This window comes from uncultured Pontibacter sp. (assembly GCF_947502515.1).
Lineage (GTDB): Bacteria > Bacteroidota > Bacteroidia > Cytophagales > Hymenobacteraceae > Pontibacter.
In genome coordinates this window covers 44,878-64,344 of record NZ_CANNAI010000008.1, presented here as the reverse complement: position 1 = coordinate 64,344, position 19,467 = coordinate 44,878, and the positions used below count along the sequence as shown (strand labels likewise).

The following is a 19,467-nucleotide window of genomic DNA, read 5'->3' as shown; positions in this document are numbered from 1 at the left end:
TCCTACTCCACAATCCGCAAAACGTCTGCCTGTACATCATGCTCCCCCACCGTACGTGCATCGGTCGGGCTGTCGAATACGACCAGCATACGCTGGTCATCCAGTATGGCGAGCCCTTCCGCTTTGTCTTTGCCGGTGTTCTCGCCTGTGCCGTGCGGTACCTCGCAAAGTCGCTCTAGTTCGTTGTTATGTACCACCTGCTCTGTGTGCCCGTTCACGGCATCGCGCCAGCGGTAGATGGCAATCACGCCGTCCAGGTCCATCGTGGGTCCGGCAAGCAGGTACATGTCATTCCCGAAAATGCGGAGCTCCCGTATACCTTTGCCCCGCAGGTTCAGAAAGTGTTTCCGGTAAGGTTTCTCTTTTGTCAGTTGCTTCAGGTGCAAAATGCCGGTTTCATCTTCTTCTGGCTCCACTTCCAGCACCATGGCCCAACCGCGCAGCACCGGACCGCGCAGTCCTATAAAAATGCGGCTGCCGTGTATGGCCAGTCCTTCTATATCGAAGCCGTTATCTTTGCCGGGGATGTTCATGAAAGGCGCGATGTGCTCGTCCTGCTCCATTAATTCAGTCAGCACATTGCTGGTCTTGTCGCCTCTTAATTGCCCAGCACGCAGTATTTTGCCGGTCCGGTCCGGGTCTTCCACTTCTTTGTAAAGGGTATACTCTCCTGTTGCCGGATCCTGAAGGATGGGGATGCGTGCCAGCAGGTAGCGGTTCGGGTCGCTCGTAATTTTAGCCAGTCGTTTTATCTGTTTCTTGATGGAGTCAGGCCGCTTCGGTTTCTTTCGCTTCAGGCTGTGGGAGCCAACCAGCCAAAGGTAATGATCGGCCATGCCCATGCCTTCGATGTCAATCTCGCTTTTATCCTGCGCCGGAAGGTCCAGGTAGTCATGCACGTCAAAGGAGTGGTGCTTTCCGAAGGAGCCGTCAGGTAAACGGGTGAGGCGCTCGATGGTGGTGCGCTCATCACAACTCAGCCACAAATTATCGCCAATGAACATGGCCGTGGAAAGGCCGTCGCGCACATGCTTGCCTTCGGCGTTCAGGCTCAGGTCCGGGGAAAAGCTCAGTTTGATTTGCTCACGCATAGTGTCTGTTAGGTATAGCGTCTAGTGTTCAGGTTAACATACGCAGGCTGGTTGGTGCCGGCTATTGCTATATCTGTAGTCAGCCAAACGTAACTTTAGCTAACTTATTTTAAAGTATATACCAAGTGACAGGAAGCTATACTTTGTGTATATTCACCGTACATACTCCTTACTCTCACCTTAAACCAATAAACCATGAAATCACTCCTGCGCCAGCTTTCTCCTGCCACTTCCGAAAATGCCGGCAGTTCCACTCCTTCCGTAGCCGATTACCACAACTACGCCGGGACCGAGCACGAACTGAGTGGCGGAGCCCGCCGGATTACCATTACTACACCGAAAGGTGAGTTCTATGTCTGGACGAAGCGGGTGGGCAACAACCCGACCATCAAGCTGCTTTTGTTGCATGGCGGACCGGGCGGCACGCACGAGGCCTTTGAGTGCTTTCACAGCTTTCTGCCCAAGGCGGGCATTGAGTATTACTACTACGACCAGTTGGGCTCCCACTACAGCGACAAACCCGACGACACCAGCCTCTGGGAAATCGACCGCTTTGTAGAAGAAGTGGAGCAGGTGCGCCAGGCACTGCAACTCGACAAAAGCAATTTCTACCTGCTGGGCCACTCCTGGGGCGGCATTCTGGCAACGGAGTATGCACTCAAGTATCAACAGCACCTCAAAGGCCTGATCATCTCGAACATGGTGTCAAGCGTGCCCGAGTATAACAAGTATGCCGACGAGGTGTTGGGTCCGCAGATGCCCGCCGAGGTGCTGGCCGAGATCAAGCAGATAGAAGCCGACAACGACTTTGAGAACCCGCGCTACATGGAGCTGCTGCTGCCGCACTTCTATACCAAGCATGCGCTGCGCATGCCCTTGGAAGAATGGCCAGACCCGGCCCTGCGCATGCTCGACCACATGAATCAGACCATCTATGTGCAGATGCAGGGCCCAAGCGAGTTCGGCATCCGGGGCAATGCCTCACTGCTCCACTGGGACCGCTCCCAGGACCTTCCAAATATCAAGGTGCCTACGCTCACCATCGGCGGTCAGCACGACACCATGGACCCAAAACACATGGAGTGGATGGCCACACAGTACCCGAATGGGCGCTACCTGCATTGCCCCGAAGGCAGCCACATGGCCTTTTACGACGACCAGCAAACATATTTTGAGGGCTTGGTTGATTTTATGAAAGAGGTGGATGGTAAAAATCAGGGATAACACAAAGCTTATTAGTTACCTGATCTGGTCCAAAGGCACTTTTGGTAAAATAGGCCATAATAACCCGGTGTTATCCCGTTTAAATGCGTACATTAGGATATGTTAGAAAATAAATTCCCTATTGGATCTGAAGTGTTCGCAAAAGTGAATCCGGATCTTAAATTAACGATCAGACAGTACCTCAAACGCATCTACTACTGCACCGTCAATGGTAATCCTTCGCAGAAGGACCTGGTATACTTCGAGCGTGAGCTGATCCCCGTACGAGTTAACTAATTAAAAAGCCCCTGTTAAAACAGGGGCTTTTTTAATGCTCAATACTAATTCCTATAGGCTTCATGTGTGGAAGCTTACTTCAAAGTATCTTATGCGGTATTTTGATTCGTATCACTTACCTAGACACAATTCCTCTTATTTGTCGTACTCAAACGTGCCTTTCAGCGAACATTTACCCCTGCAATCAGTTAAAATAAAACGCCCATGGGCAGTAACCTGAATGAATGTACAACCACTAAAACAAACTTAAAACTATGCCTTTTATTGAAACTGAAGACATCCAGCGGGGTGAGAATGTATACCTGAACTACCAGGACTATGGCGACGGCCAACCCGTGATCCTGATCCATGGCTGGCCGTTGAGCCACAAGATGTGGGAGAACCAGGTACAAGCCATTGTAGATGCCGGCTTCCGCTGCATTGCGTATGATCGTCGCGGTTTTGGCGACTCCGACCGGCCCTACCACAATTACGGCTATACTTCCCTGGCACGAGACCTACGTGCCTTGATCGAACAGCTGGACCTGCGACATTGTGTGCTGGTGGGCTTCTCGATGGGTGGCGGTGAAGTGGTGCGCTACCTGAGCATGTACGGCAATGACCGCATCGACAAGGCGGTGCTGGTGAGCTCAATTATACCTATCGTGAAGAAAACAGAGAACAACCCGGATGGCGTGCCTGAAGACAAGCTGGATGAGATCATGGAGGCGCTTAAAACGAAGCGGGTTACCTTCCTGGGAGAGTTCAGCAAGCAGTTTTACAACGCCAGCGATTACAAGGATACGGTCACAGAACAGGTGCTGAAGTATGACTGGACTATTGCCTCGGCCGCATCGCCCCGGGCTACCATCGAAACAGCCAAAGCCTGGGCTAACACTGATTTCCGTCCTGAGCTGCGCAATGTAAACGTACCGACGTTGATCGTGCATGGCGATGCTGACCAGATCGTGCCGATCGAAACCAGTAGCGACCAATCTTCCAAAGAGATTCGACACAACAAGTATATTAAAATAAAAGGAGCCCCGCACGGCCTGTTCCTGACGCATAAGGAGGAATTGAACAGTGCCATAATTGACTTCCTGCGGCAGTAGGACGGCTTGATTAAGATAAAGCCAGTAGCAATCAGTAATTACCAAACAGAAAAGGTCCGGACTTTACACCCCGGACCTTTCTACTTTATCAGTTTATACCTGCTACTTATTCACCTTCTGCCCCGGCTTGTAAGTCGCTTTGGCTCTTTTCTCTACATCTTCGCGGTAGTAGGCTACGTCTTTAAAGTTTACATTGGCATAGCGGGCGGCCTGGTCATTGAAGTGTGGGGATGCTGGGTCGCCACTCTGACCGCCGGCCAGGATGGTCTTGGCTTTCACCTTGTCACCAAACTCTACCACGGCCACAAAGCTATTGCCGGAGGTGCCGTACAGGCGCTTGGTATCGTAGCGGTTAGCTCCATAAGAAGCGAGCGCTCCCCAGTTGCCGGATGCCATACCGATCGGAATGCTCGGAGCCGCATCGTTAAACGGCTGCTTGATGTCACCGGTCAGACGCTGGAAGCGGTTGATCTCACCCCAAGGCGTATTCCACTGACCGAAGTCCTGCTCCAGTTCAGCGATGGTCTTTTGGAAGATCTCCAGTCGCTCCGCTGCCGGTGCTGTGTTGGCATAGTAGTCGAAGCGCTCCATGATATGGCCTTTTGGCGCAGAGCCGTCGCGCAGCAGGTTGGTAGCATAGAAATGCGCCAGCGACATCGCCACCGACTCTTTCGACACGGCATAGTCCCAGTTGCGCATCACGTCGATAGCTGCTTTTAATTTCGGGTCGTTCGGTTTTTGGGCATCATAGGCTTTTACAAGACCGGGTATCAGCACTTCGAAGCCCGGCAGGTATGGGTCGTAAGCCAGCTCGATCAGTTTATCGAGCGTCAGGTTTTCTGCTTGCTTGAGCAGGCGAATAGCATGAACGCCCCGGAAGTTTTCAGCCGATGGCGCCATGTAAACCGGATAGTCTTCTTTTTTGGGGCTGTACTCGGCAGCGGCCGTGTAAGGTGTGGAGTTGCAGTTCTGAATCCAGCCGTTTGGTGGATTCATGATGCGGATCGTTTCGTCGAGCGTGTGCAGACCGTTCCAGTCAGTTTTCGGGTTGCTGCCGTCAACGGGTTTGGAGTAGTCGAAGGAAGTGTCGCGCTTCGGGAAGAAGTTGCCGTGGTAGTAGGCGATGTTGCCGTCGGCATCGGCGTACACCGTTGCATTGGATGAGTTGGTGCGCATCTGCATCATCTCGTTGAACTCCTTCAGGTTGCTTTTCTTCGTGCGGGTATAAGATTGGATCAGCGCATCCACCGGCTTCCACATCAGGGCGGTGGCTACCCACTTGTCGCCGTTCATGTGTGTGATCGGTCCGTGGTGAGTGCGGTAGGTCGTGAAAGTTTTCTGCTTCAGCTCCTCACCGTCTTTGTAGGCTAGGCTTACCTCCTGCGTTTCTACCGGGCGCAGTTCCTCGCCATACCGGTAAAAGAGCTTGCCTTCCTGCTTCACAATGGTCTCCTCAAATTCGTCGATCACGTCGGCATAAGCAGAAGTGTGCATCCAACCGGTCTTTTCGTTGAAGCCCTGGTAAATGAAGAACTGTCCCCAGGTAACGGCACCATAGGCATTCAAACCCTCTTCACTCACGGCATGCACCTCACCTCTAAAGAAAAAAGAAGTATGCGGGTTGATCAGCAGCATGGCATCACCGGAAGCCGTGTGCTTGCCTGAAATGGCAAAGCCGTTGGAGCCTTTTGGTTCGTCGAGCAGAGCAGGCTGCACTAGGCCGTGGCCGGCGCTGTTCAGCCCAAGTGATCTGTCTTCTTCATAAAATGCTTTGATGCCTTTCGTAGACACGCTCTCGATGTCGCCGCCGATAGATCCTTCGCTGAAGTACATCGGCATCCAGGGCTCAAAGCGGGTGAGCAGTTTCGGCTTCACTTCCGGGTGGGTATGCAGGTAGTAGTTGATGCCGTCTGCAAAGGCCTGGCACAGCTCCTTCAGCCACGCCGGGCTCTTTTCATACTCGGCCTTGGCTTCTTCCTCGGTCATGTACAAACGGGCACGCAGGTCGCTGTAAAGCTGCTCCTCTCCTTCTACCTCCGCCAGTCGACCGATGGCCCACATGTAGTTGCGCTCCACGCGGTTGAAGTCGTCCTCGCACTGGGCGTACAAGAGCCCAAACACGGCATCGGCATCTGTTTTGCCATAGACGTGCGGCACGCCAAAATCATCGCGCATGATGGTAACGCGGGCAGCCTGCTCTTCCCACTTCGCCACCTCGTTTGCGGTATCCGTTTTGGGGGTGGTGGCGCAGGAAGAAACGAAGATGAATAAAAGCAGCAGGAACGCCTGGGGCTTGAAGAGATAGTTCATGGTTTTAAGGTAGATAAGCTGAGATTCGATCTACCAATTTAAGCATAATTCTGAAAAACGCAGAAACGATGTGCTCCTCGTGCTGTAAGGACAACATTCGGATAGTCTGGGATGGCTACTGCTTCTGTTTTCCAGCGCCTGCGCCTGCACTTCCGTGGAAACTTACCCGACAGTCGCCGTATGTATAAGCTTATCCTCCAATAAGAGCTTTTGCTTAAAAGTGAGAGCATAAACCAAAACGAAATTATAAAAACAAGCTATGGCAAAACAAATGAAGGCAGCGGTATACGATGAGTTCGGTGGTGCTGACAAAATAAAGATCAGGACAGTCGATGTGCCGGAAGTAAAAGAGGGCGAGGTGCTGGTGCGTATAAAGGCGGCTGGTGTGAACCCGGTGGATGCGGCCGTCCGGGAAGGTTATCTGAAGGATTACCTCCCTTACGAATTCCCGATCATTCCGGGCTGGGATATGGCAGGTATAGTAGAGGACAGAGGTTTCAGCGCCCGTCGTTTTGAAGTAGGCGACGAGGTATACGCCTACGCCCGCCGCGCCGTGGTGCAGCATGGCACCTTTGCTGAGTACACTGTCATACCGGAGAGCTTCCTGGCCAGGAAACCGCAGAACATGTCATTTGAAGAAGCGGCCGGCATTCCACTGGTCGGCTTAACGGCCTATCAGTCGATGTTTGATGCGGGCAATTTGCAGGAGAACCAGACGGTGCTGATACTGGGCGGATCCGGTGGTGTGGGCAGCTTAGGTATACAGCTTGCCAAAGCACGTGGCGCCACCGTGATCGGGGTAGCCAGCGAAAAGAATCATGCTTTTATGAAAGAGCTGGGGGCCGATTTTACGATCGATTACAAAGACCAGGATGTGGGCGCAGCTGCCAAAGAGGTCGCTCCGGATGGCGTGGACCTGATCTTTGACTGCGCCAGCGGCGACACCCTGCAACAGAGCCTCGCCGCCCTGAAGCCAAAGGGCAAGCTTGTTTCTATCCTGCATCATGGGGAGGGACTCGATCCTGCTATTGATTTCCAGTATGTGTTTGTGGAGCCGAACGCCAGCCAGCTGGACAAACTACGGGAGTATGCCGAGTCTGGTAAATTGAAGGTGCACGTGAGCCAAACCTATACCTTAGCAGATACAGTCGAGGCTCTGAACCAGATTCAGACGCAGCACACCCGTGGTAAAATCGTGCTCGTGCCTTAAGGTACAGACGCACCTGAGAGCAGCACTAGCGGACGTCACACTGAAAGAAACTTTCATCGTAACCCGGCGCAGGTTTGTCATCAACCCGCACAATGCGGTCGAGCCGGATCTCTTCGCCGGTGGTCAGTACCAGGTACTCTTCTTCTCCGCGTTGCGCAAGCTCTTTCAAGGTAGCGTGCAGCGTCAGAAACTCGCCGATATCGGAGTAGAACTGCAGCCGGGTGGCGGCCCGTTTGGCCACCAGTGCTTCGAGCAGCTCGCGGTAATTTTGGTCGATGGGTTTGTAGGCTGAGGACATAGCATTAAATCACATGATGCTTCAAGGTATGTAAAAAACGCTCACAACTGCTAGCAGCTGTGAGCGTTTTTTGTTTAGTGCATTGCAGTAACTTACGACGGAATACTGCGCCTCCAGCTAGTCCACTGGTGCAGCTGCTCACGGTCCAGCACGGATTCGATGTTTTGGAAAAGCGCTGACCGCTGACTGCGCAGCACCTGCATGTGCTCCTGTTTTCTTTCATGGTTACGAAGCTCCGCTTCTACCCGGTCGTGCAGTACCTGTAGCCTTTCTTCAAGCTGTGCAAAGCTGATGCGGTTATCATTATAGGCTTTCAGGAGGATGTCGCGCTCGGCATTGGCTTTCATCAGGATTTCCTGGTGAATGATACTGATGCTGCCGCGGGGGTTAGCAGTAGTACGCTGGTGCTCCTGGGCATAATCCCGGATACTGCCCGCCTGGGTTGCCTGCAGTTGCAGCATCGGCAGAATGTATGCGAGTGTGTGCCGTTCGGTCTGAGCGGTTGCCACTGTATGGATGTTGAATTGTTTTTTATCACAGCCGTCCCGCAGATGCGGCTTTGATAAGGCATCCAGATCATCCAGCAGGAATTCAGCGGATGTGAACGAGAGATCGACAGCAGGATCGGCGCTGTCCTTTTCCTCACAGGCCGTCAGGCTCCATAAGCAAGCGAAGGCCAGTAGCCCCCAGGTTCGTAACATTTTTTTCATAGCATGCTCTTTTAAAATCACCACCTTATTTATACGGCACCAGGTATAAACAAAGCACACTTTCACCTGATAATCAACCACTTTCACCAATTAACAACAAGGTATATCTCCTGCCAGGATTATCAATTGCTCCTTAGAAATGTCAATATCTCCTGGTTCACCCTGTCCGGCTGCTCGTGGTGCAGCCAGTGTGTTGCCTCGTCCAGAAACACCAGCCTGCCCTTCGGACAAAGAGCAATGCTAGGCTCGGCCATCTCAACGCCTAGTGCTGTGTCTTCTTTGCCCCAGATCATGAAGGTGGGTACTTCTATTTTACTGCTAAGGTCGAGGTGATTGTGTTTGAAGGCCCGGTACCAGTTGATCATACTGGTGAGGGCGTTAGGCTGCTGCCAGCCCTCTTTGTAAATGGCCAGGTCCTCTTCTGAAAAAGTGTGAGGTCTGGAGGTGCCGGTCATGGCCTGCGACAGCGCTTTAAAGTCGAAAGCCTGTGCTGCCTGCTCGGGGAGCAGGGGCAGCTGAAAGAAGGCGGCATACCAGCTGCGGAGCATCTGCTTCGGATTTCTCCGGAGGTGCTCCTGCATGATGGCCGGATGGGGTATGTTCAGAATGACAAGTTTGCGGAGCAGGTGCGGAAAATGCATGGCCAGTGTCCAGGCCACTAGGCCGCCCCAGTCGTGTCCCACCAGTACCACCTGCTCCTTGCCCAGCTGACTGATAAGCCGCACGATGTCGCCGGTGAGTTTGTCCAAGGTATAGGCTTCTACCGCTTTGGGCTTGCTGCTCAAATTATAGCCGCGCTGATCAGGCGCTACCACATCGTAGCCGGCTGCTGCAAAAAAGTCGAGCTGCCGGTGCCAGCCATACCAATGCTCCGGAAAGCCATGCAGAAACAGAAGTGTCTCGCCAGTCTCGTCTCCTGCCCGCACGGCATGCAGGCGCACATCCGGTAAATCAAAATAGCGGTGTTGCAACTTGGTCATAGGCATGGAGTCTTTTGTTCAGAGATCACTCCTTTTGTTTACCGTTGCCTAAGCAATTGGTTCCGTGAACTGGTATCACTGGTCCTGAATTTCCAGGTATAGGCTGATGTTATTGCTTTGCCTGTAGCGGCCTGATCAGTTTGTCCAGGGTATAGCGCAGTACTTCGTCATCTTCGTCGAGCAGGTGGTCGCGCACAAGATGATCCGGTATGAGGCCTGCCAGTTTTTCGTCACCGTTTGGTCGCACGATGTAGCCTTTCGGTACCTTGAGCTCCACGCTGGTGCGGGGCAGCTGAAAGCTGAATTGCGCGGCATAGAGGGTTGGTGTGTCGCCGGTCTCCTCTCCCACGATCTCGCCAAAACCATAGTCCTGTATGAGCGCTCCACTCACCGCCGCCATGGAGTAGGATTGGCGGTTGACAAGCACGTATACCTTGTCCTTGAACCGCCTGTTCTCCGGCATAGGCTGCTGCATGGTTTGAGCGTAGGCAAAGGTCTCGCCATCAGGAGTCTCCAGGATCTGGCGGGTATAGTCGTCAGGTATAGCCTTTGGGAACTGTTTGCGGGTCTGGGTTTTGAGTACCTTACTAGTTTTGACGGTGAAGTCGGAGAACCAGCGGAAAGGCTTGTCTGCAAAATAGGCGATGAGGTAATCGCTGAAGGTATTGTGCCCACCGGCATTGTTACGCAGGTCCAGGATCAGGTAGCGGGCCTGGCGGGTGTTGATGTCCACAAAAGCGCTGTCGATAAAGGCCTTGAATTGCGCCTCCCCGTCCGGCTCCGCTGAGCTGAAAGGGCCAGGATGCAGGTAGGCAACATCATCGATATACCTGAAGGAGCGCTCGTTTTTCAGGATCTCGCCTCCCCGGCTTGCCTCGTAACCCATCACGGTGATCGGCTCCAGGGTATGGGCGCTGCGCTTCCCGTCCGCATGCTTCACTTTTACTTTAAAGGCCTCCTGCTGCCCGAACACGGCCCAGTAGTAGCGGGGAAAAGACCAGAACTCGAGTTTGGCATCTTTGAAGTAGGGCCGCTCGGCTGACAGGTAGGGATGGATCGCAGCTTTTATTTTCCGGATTGGTTTGCCGTTGAGCTGCAGCAGTTGGTCCCCTGCTCTCACGCTGGAATCCGGCACATAGCTTTTGCGAACAAAGGTTTTGCCATCTTCAAAGGCCAACTCGAGCGGAAGCACGGTGCCGCCCTGCGTGGCGTAAGTGATATAAGATGCGGCCGGGAAATCCACCTCGCAATGCCCTACGTTGCCGATCGCCAGTAGCCGCTGCATCATCATCGTCGTCTCGAGCATGCTGAGGGAGTCTTTGCGGATCGACTTCACTAAATCGTCATAGGCAGCGTCATAGTCTCGCTTGCTCACATAGGCGTAGAGGTTGAAATGGGCCTTTTGCAGCGTTTCGTAAGCATAGGCCATATCGGCTTTCACATCCGTTGCGGCAAACATGATCGGCTTGTGCTGCGCAATCGTGCGTCCGGGTGCTGACAGCATCAAAAAGAACAGCAGAAGCTGGATGGGTTTTCGATACAAATTGCTTTTCATGCTGCTTTTTCTGTGGTTTATTTGCTGTCCCTCCCTCCTTCCGAGACTGAAAGCTAAACAGATTTATAGATTATCCCATAAATAACAGTGGTATTCTGCAAAACAGGTATAGCTGATCACTTCTCTGAAATGATCTGCTTTACCCAGGGCCAACCGTCTGCCTCGGGCCGTGGCGTCACCCAGCTTTTGGCTCCCCAGGTATAAGGTATAGCCGCCAGATCCACGGTAGGGTCTACGATGGGGTGCGGCGGATAGCCATTGAGACTGATATGGGAGATGGCATATACTTCCGGATTGGCAATCCCTTTCTTTTGATATTCCAGTTTCAGGAACTGCGCAAACTGCCAGATCATATCCGGGTGCTTGGGCAGTTCCTTCAGCTGCTCCCGCACCAGGTAGTCGTTTGGAGAAACGTATAGCACTTGCTCTGTGGCCGGGTCTTTTACCTGGTAGTATACGTGCCCGCGCTTGGTGCGCAGCATCATGCGCCAGGAGAAACGGTGCCCTTCTTCGGTCCAGTTCACGTCGCCGGGAATAAAGAAGTGCCGCAGTGGAAAGAGCAATTGGAAGCTCAGGTATAGCACACAGAACTGCGCCCCCAGCCGAAGCTGCCAGCGGGGCTGTTTGAGCGGAGCATGCTGCAGGAGTTCGGGGGAGATCCTTTTCCGGAAAAACCAGCGGGCAATCTGCTCCGGGCTAAAGAACAGCACATTGGCCGCGATCATGAAGTAAGGAAAAACCCCCACATGAAACACCGCCGAATTGAAAATGTGAAAAGCGAAGGCCACCCAGAAAGCCACCATCCGGGTGCGCGGCCAGAGTAGGGCAAAGCCGATCAGGAAGTCAAAGAAAAGCCCTCCCCACACTACCAGTTGTATCATAGCCGGGGTGTTCAGGTAGGGACCTATCACGTAGAAGTGTGTTTTGGCGGACATCCAGATGCTCATGGATTTTGCGGCCAACCAGTCGGGTTGCAGTTTGGCCACACCGGCGTAAAAGTACACCAGCACCAGCTGCGCCCGGAAGAGCCAGAGCGTCCACTGCGGGGCCACCTCTGTTTCCAGCTCCGGTTGCCTGCGCACATCCAGGGAGTATTTGCGATGGGCGGGTAGGGTCACCATCAGTCCGCTGATCAGCCAGATGAGGTAGTGGTGGTTGAGGTAATGCGTCTTTTCGCTGAAAAAGCTGTAGCCGAAGAGCAGGAAAAACAGAAAGGAAGTGAGCTTATAGCGCCAGCCCACCATGATCAGGAAGCCCAGCAGCGCCATGAACAGGTACAGGTATACCATGCCATTGCCGGCCAGCGGCCTGATCCACTCCAGCCCGATGTAGTTGAAATGGATGGTCGGCTCCACGTAGTGCTCCTGCACCCAGTTGATGAGCACGGCACCTATACCTTCGCAGAACATCAGCAACCCGAACAGGATGCGGAAGTAAACCAGCGGGTAAATGCCGATCGGCTTGATGAGCTGCTGCATAGCGATTCAGGATGTATGACTTCTGAGGAAGCCGGGTTGCAAATAACCACCGCTTTCCGCACAGCTTACCTGCTCCAGGTATAGCCACGCTCTCTCCAATTACTCCTTCACCAAACGGTAGGCTAATATAAGCACACTGATGAGAACGATTGTGGTATAGATCGCTTTATTATACCTGGCCAGCCAGTTAGGCAGAAAAATATCGAAATTATCTTTGGTTGAGTCGGAGTAGTGCCGGGCCACGACGGTAATGGGACACATTTTGTTGAACACCAGCAGCACAAGTCCCTCCAGCACGATCAGGCCCAGGCAGATCCAGACCCACTTGTCGATCCGGTTCGCGATGACGGCATAGAGCAGGTAAAAGATCACGACATTGTAGAACACCCACACCAGGGTATGCACTACTTTGATGAGCAGCAGTTTGTGGTTTCGTATCTCAAGCTCCTCTTGCTGGATCTGTTCCATTTTTTAACGCCCCTTCCTCCTCTTATTTTACGGATGAAATTTAGGAGGAGACGTGCAGGATGAAAGCTGCCTATACCTGCTGTAAAGGTATAGCCGCCGCTTCTTTTTAACCCGCCAGGGCGGCAGCTTCTACCGTACCGCGTTGCTGCCTTCTGCCCAGGTATAGCCGCACCATTAGTAGCAGCCCTTCGAGCAGCAGCACGCCTCCTAAGCCCCAAAGCACGTGTGGAATTCGAAGGCCCATCGTGACAAAAGTCATGGCTACAAAAGGCAATGCCAGCAACACTCTGTCGAGCTTAACGACCAGCTCACTGCGCAGCAGCGTAGCGGCAAAAGCAGCGAAAGCCGGTAAGGCAAATGCATTAGTCAAAAAGATATTGAAAGGAGCCGCCGCCAGGGTCAGCAGACAAAGGCCAATCCCCAGCCAGCTGTACAGGTTCTGGCCTATGGCGTCTGTCACAGAGGGGCTGATCTGATAACTCCGATTGGCCTGCCAAAGAAAGCGGAATTTGTCCCGCTCCAGTAACAACAGCGTCAGGTTTAGCAACAGCATCACCGTATTGACATAGGGCGTGCCGGCCCACTGCTGCGAAACAGTCACGGCGAGTATGGCCACGTTCATGGGCACCAGCATAATGGCTCCGAGCAAACTGAAGCGCTGAGAAAGCAGCAGCGTCCCGCACAGCACCTGACTCACCGCCACTACTTTGGCAAACAGCCCTAGCCCGTACTGCGCCAGTTGCTCCTCGAGCCAGGGCGGCCCGATCAGCTGACCGAATTCTCCACCCGTCAGTTTGCAGATACCAGACGAAAAAAAGATATAGCCCAGAAAGAGCCGGATCAGGAGCAGCAGGATGTCTTTGTTTTGAAGCATGGCATTAAACAGCTGGTTTACAATGGGTATCAATTTAATACTCAAGTATAAAAATCCAGCTTTCAGATGAAAATCTATTAGACCAACACCCCGAATAAAACGGCTAACATAAGCTGCACCTCCTCTCCCTATAGATCAGCACCCAGCAGGCGCCGCAGCACCACGATCTGGCCAAAATGATAGGCATTGTGCTCGGCCACCAGCATGGCTTCGCGCAGGAGCGTCTGTCCGTTGCCATGCGGTATGGGTTCAAAGAGATCGTTTTCGGTATCCTGCACCAGCTGTACCATCGCTTCAAGGTCCCGGTTTATTGCCTGCAGGGTCTGGTCCAGGGTTTGCTGATCGGCTGGAGTTACGTCGGCGGGCCAGTAATCGTCGGGCCAGTCGGGTTCCTGGTAATCGGGGTTGCGGCAAAAGTCCAGGATGTCTTGCTGGGCGAAGCGCAGGTGCTCCAGCAATTGCCAGATGGTATAGGGCAGTTCCTCTACCTGCCGCCCGGCTTCCGTTAGGTTTAGCCCCTGCAGCAGCTCATCCATCGGTCGATAGGCCTGTCCCATCCGCATCAGTTTTTCCAGGTGATCGCGCAATTGTTTTTCCTGTTTCATCGGTTTCTTTTTACAAGCTCATACTGCTATACCTGTCCCGGGTTGAGATGGGTGCAGCAGGCCCTAGCGATCTGGGTTTGGCTCCCCTGCTATACCTCGTTTAAGAAGGCACTGAGCAACATCCTGGAAAAAAATAAAAAATATTTGAGGCGCAGAGGCAACCATTGGCATAAGCACTACATCTATAGTTCAAATTCGCATCAGTAAAACACCAATTCAACACTTATTCACCCACCTGCAGGTATAGCTTCTGGCTTTACCCGGGGTTCTGTTTGCCATAATTAACCTACTCTATCCTCACAAAATAAAATTATGAAACAGTTATTTACTTTAATGCTCTTGCTGCTGATTGGTAATGGCACGATGGCACAGATGGCCCATCCGGGCAAATTGAGCGGTGTGCTCAGCGACTCACTGACCGCAGCCCCCATCGGCTATGCCAATGCCGTACTCAAAAACGGCGACAAACTTATATCTGGAACCGCCGCAGACGGTGACGGCAAATTTGAGTTGGCCAACCTGCCCCTGGGCAGCTATACCCTGGAGCTTACTTTCCTGGGATACCGCCCTAAAAAACTCCCGATCACACTGACAGCCGAGCGTCCTGACCTACAACTCGGCAAGGTTCCACTCAACTCTGACAGCAAAATGCTGGCCGCGGTGGAGGTAACGGCCATGAAAGCGTTGGTGGAAGATAAAGGCGACAAGTTGGTGTACAATGCTGAAAAGGATGTCTCCAACGCTGGGGGCAACGCGGCGGACGTACTGCGTAAAGTGCCTACTCTCACCGTAGACCTCGACGGCAACGTGCAGATGCGCGGCAACAGCAACATCAAGGTACTCGTGAATGGCAAGCCTTCCGGCATGATGGCCCGCAACCTGGCCGAGGCGCTTCGCCAGATGCCCGCCGATAACATCAAGTCGGTGGAGGTGATCACAAGTCCGGGCGCCCGTTACGATGCGGAAGGCTCGGCCGGTGTCATCAACATCATCACCAAAAAGGGCCTGCAGGGCTTCAATGGCTCCACCAACGTGACCACCGGCAACCTGAACCGCTATCTGGGCACTAACCTGAACTATCGCAAAAAGAAACTCGGCATTTCTCTTTCGGCTAGTGGCTATCAGTACCGTAACAAATACAGCATGGAGAGTACGCGCACCAACCTGGTAAACGGGGAGCCTGTTTCTGTTTTCGAGCAAACTACCTGGGCAGATAACACCGGTTTTGGAGGCAACGGCGAAATGAGCATCGACTACGACCCGGACTCCACAAGCCGCATTAACTTTTCGGCCAACGTATGGGGTGGAGATTTCCCGAACGACAATACCATTCTGAACAGGCTCCGTGATGCGAATGGCAACCTGCTCCAAAATTTCCGATCAGAAAGGAGCTACACAAACCCCTACGGCAACGGACAGCTGGACCTAGGCTATACCAAAACTTTTAAACCGGAGCAGGAGCTCTCCATCCTGTCGCAGTACAGCCGCATGCCTGACAACTACGAGTACGAGGCCGAGAACTATACCTCCGGTGACGAGCTCACCTTCCGGCAGCAAAGCAAGAACTTCAGCCGGAACAAGGAATACACCCTGCAAACGGACTATACCCATCCTTTTAAGTTGAACGGCCTCCGCGACACCACCAGTCTGAAACTGGAAGTGGGTGCCAAGGCCATCCGCCGCGATATCGGCAGTGAATTCAGGGTATTGCAGTCGCTGGACGGGGTGAGTCCGCTGGAGCCTGACCCAAGCCAGTCCAACGATTTCAATTACTTTCAGCGGGTATATTCCGGCTATACCTCCCTGCACCTGAGTACCAAATCGAAGTGGAACATCAAAGCAGGTGCCCGCCTGGAGCACACCGATATCTCAGGTGATTTTGAAAGTACTAAAACCAAAATGAGCAACGAGTACACCAACCTGATACCGAGCATCTCGGTGTCGAAAGGTATAAAGGCGCATACCCTGAAAGCCAGCTATACCCAGCGCATCCAACGGCCGCTCATTTGGTACCTCAACCCCTGGGTAGATGCCAGCGATACACTGAACCTGCGCACCGGCAACCCTTACCTGGACCCTGAACTGAACCACGCCGTAGAACTAGGACATAGCATGAGCACCGATAAAGGGCTTAACATCAACACGGCGCTCTACTGGCGCTATACCGACAATGCGATTGAGTACCTGTCGCAGGTTGATGAAAACGGCGTATCAATTCTGTCGCCCCAAAACGTGGCGCAACGCAAGATCTATGGAGTAAACCTGAACCTGTCAGGTCAGCTGAACAAGAACTGGAACATGAGCGGCGGCTCTGACCTGCGTTACCTTGATGTAGAAAGTCCGGCACGCAACCTGAGCAACTCCGGACTGGTGTGGAGCATGAATATGAACACCACCTACAAACTGCCGAAGGACTACTCTTTCCAGGCTTACGGCAACTACAGCTCCGGCTGGCTGAACCTGCAGAGCAGCAACTCAGGCTGGCACTGGTACGGCTTTGCGGCCAAGCGTGAGTTCTTGGATAAGAAGGCCAGCGTCACACTGGGTGTGAACAACCCATTCAACCGCAGCATCAAGCAGATCGGTCAGCGCAACGACCCTACCTTTGCTTACGAGTCCCGCTCGTTCAACTTCAACCGCTCGGTACGCTTGTCCTTTGAGTGGCGCTTCGGGCAGATGAACACCAACGGCGGCAAGCGCAGCAAAAAGATCAACAACGACGACAAGGGTGGCCGCTAGTACCTATCATCAGGTATAGCCTGCAAAATTTTGGCATAAAAAAGGGCAGCCCATCCGGGTTGCCCTTTTCTGTGTTATAGACTGCGCCTATACCTTAGTATTTGCGCTTGTTCTTGTCTTTGTCTTTATCCTTTTCTTTTTCTACGCTACCATCGGCGTTGAACACCACTTTCAGGTCTTCATCATCGCCTTCCAACTTAGCCATATACCTGGTCTGGCCGTCTTTCTCTACTGTCTTGGCCTTCTCAATGGTACGGTTGGCGTACTGCTGGCTAATGGTGTTTCGCACTGCCTGAGGCAGCTGGTTTACTTCAATTTCACGGCCCTGCTTTTTGATGGTACCGTCGGCATTGTACATGATCCAGTGGTCGGTGCCGTTCATCTCGAACTTGGCATAATAGGTATCATCTTTTGCTTTCCATTCTACATCGCTAGCCTGGGCGTAGCTGTTGTTAAAACTTGTCTTTACACGTTCCGGCACATTATCCTGGGCAAATACGGCGGTACTCATACCGAATCCCAGCGCCAGGGTTAAAACTAACTTTTTCATAGCTCTTCTTCGTTTAGGTTATAATTGGTTTAAAAGATAAACAGGTTGATATATTCTGTGTTCGCATACGCTTACTTAACAGAATATATCAACCCTGGAAATCCCCTTTTCTTATACCACCCTCCTACCAGAATGTTCTAAAATGAGCTGGTTAATTGCCTATTATCGAAACACAGTACAAGTTAGTTAACCAATATTACCAAAAAGCAGCAGCCGCTCTCCTTAGGGGAGCGGCTGCTGTATCATTGCTGTTTTTAAGCCAAATCTATTAATAGCGGTCGTTTCGGTCGCGTCTGTAACCACCTCGCTGTGCGCCATAGCCTCCGAAATTGCCGGACGAAACGCCATAGTTGCGGTCACGGTCAAAGTCGGTGCCGTAATCATCTTCGAAGCTGCTGGTGATACCCGCATTTGGAATGCCTCTGCTGGAGCGGATTTCAGACTGGCGCATTTGGCTGTAGTCCGAAATACCGTAGCCTTCGCGCAAGTCATCCTGGCTCATGCGGGTGCTGCGCCCCTGTCCCATACGGTCGCTGCTGCCCTGGCTTCTGAACCGGTCGCGGCTATCCATGTCACGGTTGTAGTCATTATCTCTCTGGCTATACCTGCCTGAGCTGCCATAAGAATCCGAGTCAGACCAACCCTGGCTGCGATAGCGGTTTTCGTAGGTGCGGTTGCCCATATCGCGGTCTCCACGGTTCATCTGGAAGCTGGAATCGCTGCGGTCGGAACCTCTCCTGTCGCGCATACGCTCATACGCATCGCCCATGTTCCCTTCGTGGTAGCTCTGTCGTCTGTCATCGCGACTGCTGCCCCGGCCGTAGCGGTCATCATCTATGCCACGGTGGTGGCTGCGATACTCCTGTTCAAATTCATTGGTGAGGTTGCGGGCACTGTGGTAGTGCTCATCGTTGCGATTATAACCGGCGCCACTGCCGTAGTCCCGGTCATAGTTGTCGTAATCGTAGCGATCTCTGTCTCGTCTGTTCATAGTTTTTTGTCTGTTTTAACATGATACTTCCTTTTTTAAACGAGGGTAGCGGTATACGGTTATGCAGCAATGCCTCAGGATTCTTTGATACGGGAAGCCAGCAGCCGGAACAGGATGTAAAGAAAGGCAAAGACAGCCATGGCGATCAGGGTCCAGAATTTCTGCTCGTTCTTCTCCTGCCAGTAATCGCGTTCGCCTTCAGTAGACTTCAATCTTTTGCGAATGGCCTGGTTGGCCAGTTGCTCGATCTGCAGTTCACGGTGTAAAGAGTCAAGTGCAACCGTGTCAGGCAGGTATAAGGTTTGGGTACGGAAGATCTCCTTGTATACAGGGTAAGCTCCTACTACGCGAGCGGAAGCATCCGGTCCGGCATGCTGCTCTGCTCCTGCAAGCTGCTCTTTCAGTACACCAGCTCCACCAGTTTGTATTTGGAGCCGTTGTGAACCGAGATCAGGCTTGGCGTATACTGCCGGGGCATAGAGCTTGGGAAGACCTGGCTTAGAGGCGACAGGAGCGCTGTCCTGCCGCTGGGTAGCGCAGGAACAGAGGAGCAATACCAGGCATATCGTCCATCTCATGTGTAGCACGTTCTGTTTTCTATCACTTCATGCTGTCATACGGAAAGAAGCATCTAATTGGCACTATATTTCATTAAATATCGATTGGTTTTTGAATGGACCAACAGCGAATCGGATTTTAGCGGAATTAACCCTTAAAGTCACAAGCCAGCTGGCACTTTATCAAGATATAATAAAACAGGTATAAGCTACCGATAGCATATCTTCTAAAACAACTGGCATATATAAAATTAATACCATTAATATGCTTTTATCATAAAATCATTCATTTAGAAAATCATATTAAAAAAGGTAAACATTTGAGGCAAAAAGGCCGTTAATTTTAATATCTCTTTAATATTTCTGGTATGAAGAGGTTGGCTGATTATTTTATTGAGTCAATCCAGACCTTAACAAAATTATATTACAACCACACGAGCGCCTGATGCTATACCTGCGT

General features: G+C 52.4%; 18 protein-coding genes. 5 read left to right on the top strand and 13 right to left on the bottom strand.

Going from position 1 to position 19,467, the window contains the following annotated elements:
• Positions 1 to 2: 2 nt before the first annotated feature.
• Positions 3 to 1,091, bottom strand: coding sequence for a DUF3616 domain-containing protein (locus Q1A54_RS17765; protein WP_299990797.1), 1,089 nt, complete (start codon positions 1,089 to 1,091; stop codon positions 3 to 5).
• A 195-nt stretch (positions 1,092 to 1,286) separates the two neighbouring features.
• Here Q1A54_RS17765 and Q1A54_RS17760 point away from each other — a divergent pair, with 195 nt between their 5' ends.
• From Q1A54_RS17760 to Q1A54_RS17750, 3 genes are all read left to right on the top strand, one after another.
• The gene (locus Q1A54_RS17760) at positions 1,287 to 2,315 is read left to right on the top strand and encodes a proline iminopeptidase-family hydrolase (protein ID WP_299990795.1); all 1,029 of its coding nucleotides are present in this window, start codon (positions 1,287 to 1,289) and stop codon (positions 2,313 to 2,315) included.
• A 99-nt stretch (positions 2,316 to 2,414) separates the two neighbouring features.
• Positions 2,415 to 2,591, top strand: a complete 177-nt coding sequence (locus Q1A54_RS17755; RefSeq protein WP_299990793.1) for a hypothetical protein — start codon at positions 2,415 to 2,417, stop codon at positions 2,589 to 2,591.
• Positions 2,592 to 2,845: 254 nt separating this feature from the next.
• Positions 2,846 to 3,682, top strand: a complete 837-nt coding sequence (locus Q1A54_RS17750) for an alpha/beta hydrolase (RefSeq protein ID WP_299990792.1) — start codon at positions 2,846 to 2,848, stop codon at positions 3,680 to 3,682.
• A 102-nt stretch (positions 3,683 to 3,784) separates the two neighbouring features.
• On the opposite strand, the gene Q1A54_RS17745 is transcribed toward Q1A54_RS17750, so the two are convergent.
• Complete coding sequence (locus Q1A54_RS17745; RefSeq protein ID WP_299990790.1) at positions 3,785 to 5,992, bottom strand: acylase; 2,208 nt, start codon at positions 5,990 to 5,992, stop codon at positions 3,785 to 3,787.
• A gap of 259 nt (positions 5,993 to 6,251) precedes the next feature.
• Between Q1A54_RS17745 and Q1A54_RS17740 the strand changes: the two genes are divergently transcribed.
• The gene (locus Q1A54_RS17740) at positions 6,252 to 7,202 is read left to right on the top strand and encodes an NADP-dependent oxidoreductase (RefSeq protein WP_299990788.1); all 951 of its coding nucleotides are present in this window, start codon (positions 6,252 to 6,254) and stop codon (positions 7,200 to 7,202) included.
• Between the two features lie 25 nt (positions 7,203 to 7,227).
• Here Q1A54_RS17740 and Q1A54_RS17735 read toward each other — a convergent pair whose 3' ends face one another.
• From Q1A54_RS17735 to Q1A54_RS17700, 8 genes are all read right to left on the bottom strand, one after another.
• On the bottom strand, positions 7,228 to 7,500 hold the full coding sequence (locus Q1A54_RS17735) for a hypothetical protein (protein WP_299990786.1): 273 nt from the start codon (positions 7,498 to 7,500) through the stop codon (positions 7,228 to 7,230).
• A 92-nt stretch (positions 7,501 to 7,592) separates the two neighbouring features.
• The gene (locus Q1A54_RS17730) at positions 7,593 to 8,210 is read right to left on the bottom strand and encodes a hypothetical protein (protein ID WP_299990784.1); all 618 of its coding nucleotides are present in this window, start codon (positions 8,208 to 8,210) and stop codon (positions 7,593 to 7,595) included.
• Positions 8,211 to 8,332: 122 nt separating this feature from the next.
• Positions 8,333 to 9,190, bottom strand: coding sequence for an alpha/beta hydrolase (locus Q1A54_RS17725; RefSeq protein ID WP_299990782.1), 858 nt, complete (start codon positions 9,188 to 9,190; stop codon positions 8,333 to 8,335).
• Between the two features lie 109 nt (positions 9,191 to 9,299).
• Positions 9,300 to 10,745, bottom strand: coding sequence for a S41 family peptidase (locus tag Q1A54_RS17720; protein ID WP_299990780.1), 1,446 nt, complete (start codon positions 10,743 to 10,745; stop codon positions 9,300 to 9,302).
• 116 nt (positions 10,746 to 10,861) lie between these two features.
• Positions 10,862 to 12,223, bottom strand: a complete 1,362-nt coding sequence (locus Q1A54_RS17715; RefSeq protein WP_299990779.1) for an HTTM domain-containing protein — start codon at positions 12,221 to 12,223, stop codon at positions 10,862 to 10,864.
• A gap of 99 nt (positions 12,224 to 12,322) precedes the next feature.
• Positions 12,323 to 12,691, bottom strand: coding sequence for a hypothetical protein (locus Q1A54_RS17710; RefSeq protein ID WP_299990777.1), 369 nt, complete (start codon positions 12,689 to 12,691; stop codon positions 12,323 to 12,325).
• Positions 12,692 to 12,797: 106 nt separating this feature from the next.
• Complete coding sequence (locus Q1A54_RS17705) at positions 12,798 to 13,565, bottom strand: DoxX family membrane protein (protein WP_299990775.1); 768 nt, start codon at positions 13,563 to 13,565, stop codon at positions 12,798 to 12,800.
• A gap of 128 nt (positions 13,566 to 13,693) precedes the next feature.
• Positions 13,694 to 14,170, bottom strand: a complete 477-nt coding sequence (locus Q1A54_RS17700) for a DinB family protein (RefSeq protein WP_299990773.1) — start codon at positions 14,168 to 14,170, stop codon at positions 13,694 to 13,696.
• 312 nt (positions 14,171 to 14,482) lie between these two features.
• Here Q1A54_RS17700 and Q1A54_RS17695 point away from each other — a divergent pair, with 312 nt between their 5' ends.
• Positions 14,483 to 16,909, top strand: a complete 2,427-nt coding sequence (locus Q1A54_RS17695; protein ID WP_299990771.1) for an outer membrane beta-barrel family protein — start codon at positions 14,483 to 14,485, stop codon at positions 16,907 to 16,909.
• Positions 16,910 to 17,003: 94 nt separating this feature from the next.
• On the opposite strand, the gene Q1A54_RS17690 is transcribed toward Q1A54_RS17695, so the two are convergent.
• The 3 genes from Q1A54_RS17690 to Q1A54_RS17680 form a co-directional block, all read right to left on the bottom strand.
• A complete protein-coding gene (locus Q1A54_RS17690; RefSeq protein WP_299990769.1) occupies positions 17,004 to 17,459 on the bottom strand; it encodes a PepSY-like domain-containing protein in 456 nt (151 codons plus the stop codon).
• A 268-nt stretch (positions 17,460 to 17,727) separates the two neighbouring features.
• Positions 17,728 to 18,450, bottom strand: coding sequence for a hypothetical protein (locus tag Q1A54_RS17685; protein WP_299990767.1), 723 nt, complete (start codon positions 18,448 to 18,450; stop codon positions 17,728 to 17,730).
• Positions 18,451 to 18,524: 74 nt separating this feature from the next.
• Positions 18,525 to 19,028, bottom strand: coding sequence for a hypothetical protein (locus Q1A54_RS17680; protein WP_299990765.1), 504 nt, complete (start codon positions 19,026 to 19,028; stop codon positions 18,525 to 18,527).
• Between the last annotated feature and the right edge of the window lie 439 nt (positions 19,029 to 19,467).

Excerpts from the sequence above, each read along its gene's own strand:
- Q1A54_RS17765 (WP_299990797.1), bottom strand. The coding sequence starts at position 1,091 with ATGCGTGAGCAAATCAAACTGAGCTTTTCCCCGGACCTGAGCCTGAAC.
- Q1A54_RS17760 (WP_299990795.1), top strand. The coding sequence starts at position 1,287 with ATGAAATCACTCCTGCGCCAGCTTTCTCCTGCCACTTCCGAAAATGCC.
- Q1A54_RS17755 (WP_299990793.1), top strand. The coding sequence starts at position 2,415 with ATGTTAGAAAATAAATTCCCTATTGGATCTGAAGTGTTCGCAAAAGTG.
- Q1A54_RS17750 (WP_299990792.1), top strand. The coding sequence starts at position 2,846 with ATGCCTTTTATTGAAACTGAAGACATCCAGCGGGGTGAGAATGTATAC.
- Q1A54_RS17745 (WP_299990790.1), bottom strand. The coding sequence starts at position 5,992 with ATGAACTATCTCTTCAAGCCCCAGGCGTTCCTGCTGCTTTTATTCATC.
- Q1A54_RS17740 (WP_299990788.1), top strand. The coding sequence starts at position 6,252 with ATGGCAAAACAAATGAAGGCAGCGGTATACGATGAGTTCGGTGGTGCT.
- Q1A54_RS17735 (WP_299990786.1), bottom strand. The coding sequence starts at position 7,500 with ATGTCCTCAGCCTACAAACCCATCGACCAAAATTACCGCGAGCTGCTC.
- Q1A54_RS17730 (WP_299990784.1), bottom strand. The coding sequence starts at position 8,210 with ATGAAAAAAATGTTACGAACCTGGGGGCTACTGGCCTTCGCTTGCTTA.
- Q1A54_RS17725 (WP_299990782.1), bottom strand. The coding sequence starts at position 9,190 with ATGACCAAGTTGCAACACCGCTATTTTGATTTACCGGATGTGCGCCTG.
- Q1A54_RS17720 (WP_299990780.1), bottom strand. The coding sequence starts at position 10,745 with ATGAAAAGCAATTTGTATCGAAAACCCATCCAGCTTCTGCTGTTCTTT.
- Q1A54_RS17715 (WP_299990779.1), bottom strand. The coding sequence starts at position 12,223 with ATGCAGCAGCTCATCAAGCCGATCGGCATTTACCCGCTGGTTTACTTC.
- Q1A54_RS17710 (WP_299990777.1), bottom strand. The coding sequence starts at position 12,691 with ATGGAACAGATCCAGCAAGAGGAGCTTGAGATACGAAACCACAAACTG.
- Q1A54_RS17705 (WP_299990775.1), bottom strand. The coding sequence starts at position 13,565 with ATGCTTCAAAACAAAGACATCCTGCTGCTCCTGATCCGGCTCTTTCTG.
- Q1A54_RS17700 (WP_299990773.1), bottom strand. The coding sequence starts at position 14,170 with ATGAAACAGGAAAAACAATTGCGCGATCACCTGGAAAAACTGATGCGG.
- Q1A54_RS17695 (WP_299990771.1), top strand. The coding sequence starts at position 14,483 with ATGAAACAGTTATTTACTTTAATGCTCTTGCTGCTGATTGGTAATGGC.
- Q1A54_RS17690 (WP_299990769.1), bottom strand. The coding sequence starts at position 17,459 with ATGAAAAAGTTAGTTTTAACCCTGGCGCTGGGATTCGGTATGAGTACC.
- Q1A54_RS17685 (WP_299990767.1), bottom strand. The coding sequence starts at position 18,450 with ATGAACAGACGAGACAGAGATCGCTACGATTACGACAACTATGACCGG.
- Q1A54_RS17680 (WP_299990765.1), bottom strand. The coding sequence starts at position 19,028 with ATGAGATGGACGATATGCCTGGTATTGCTCCTCTGTTCCTGCGCTACC.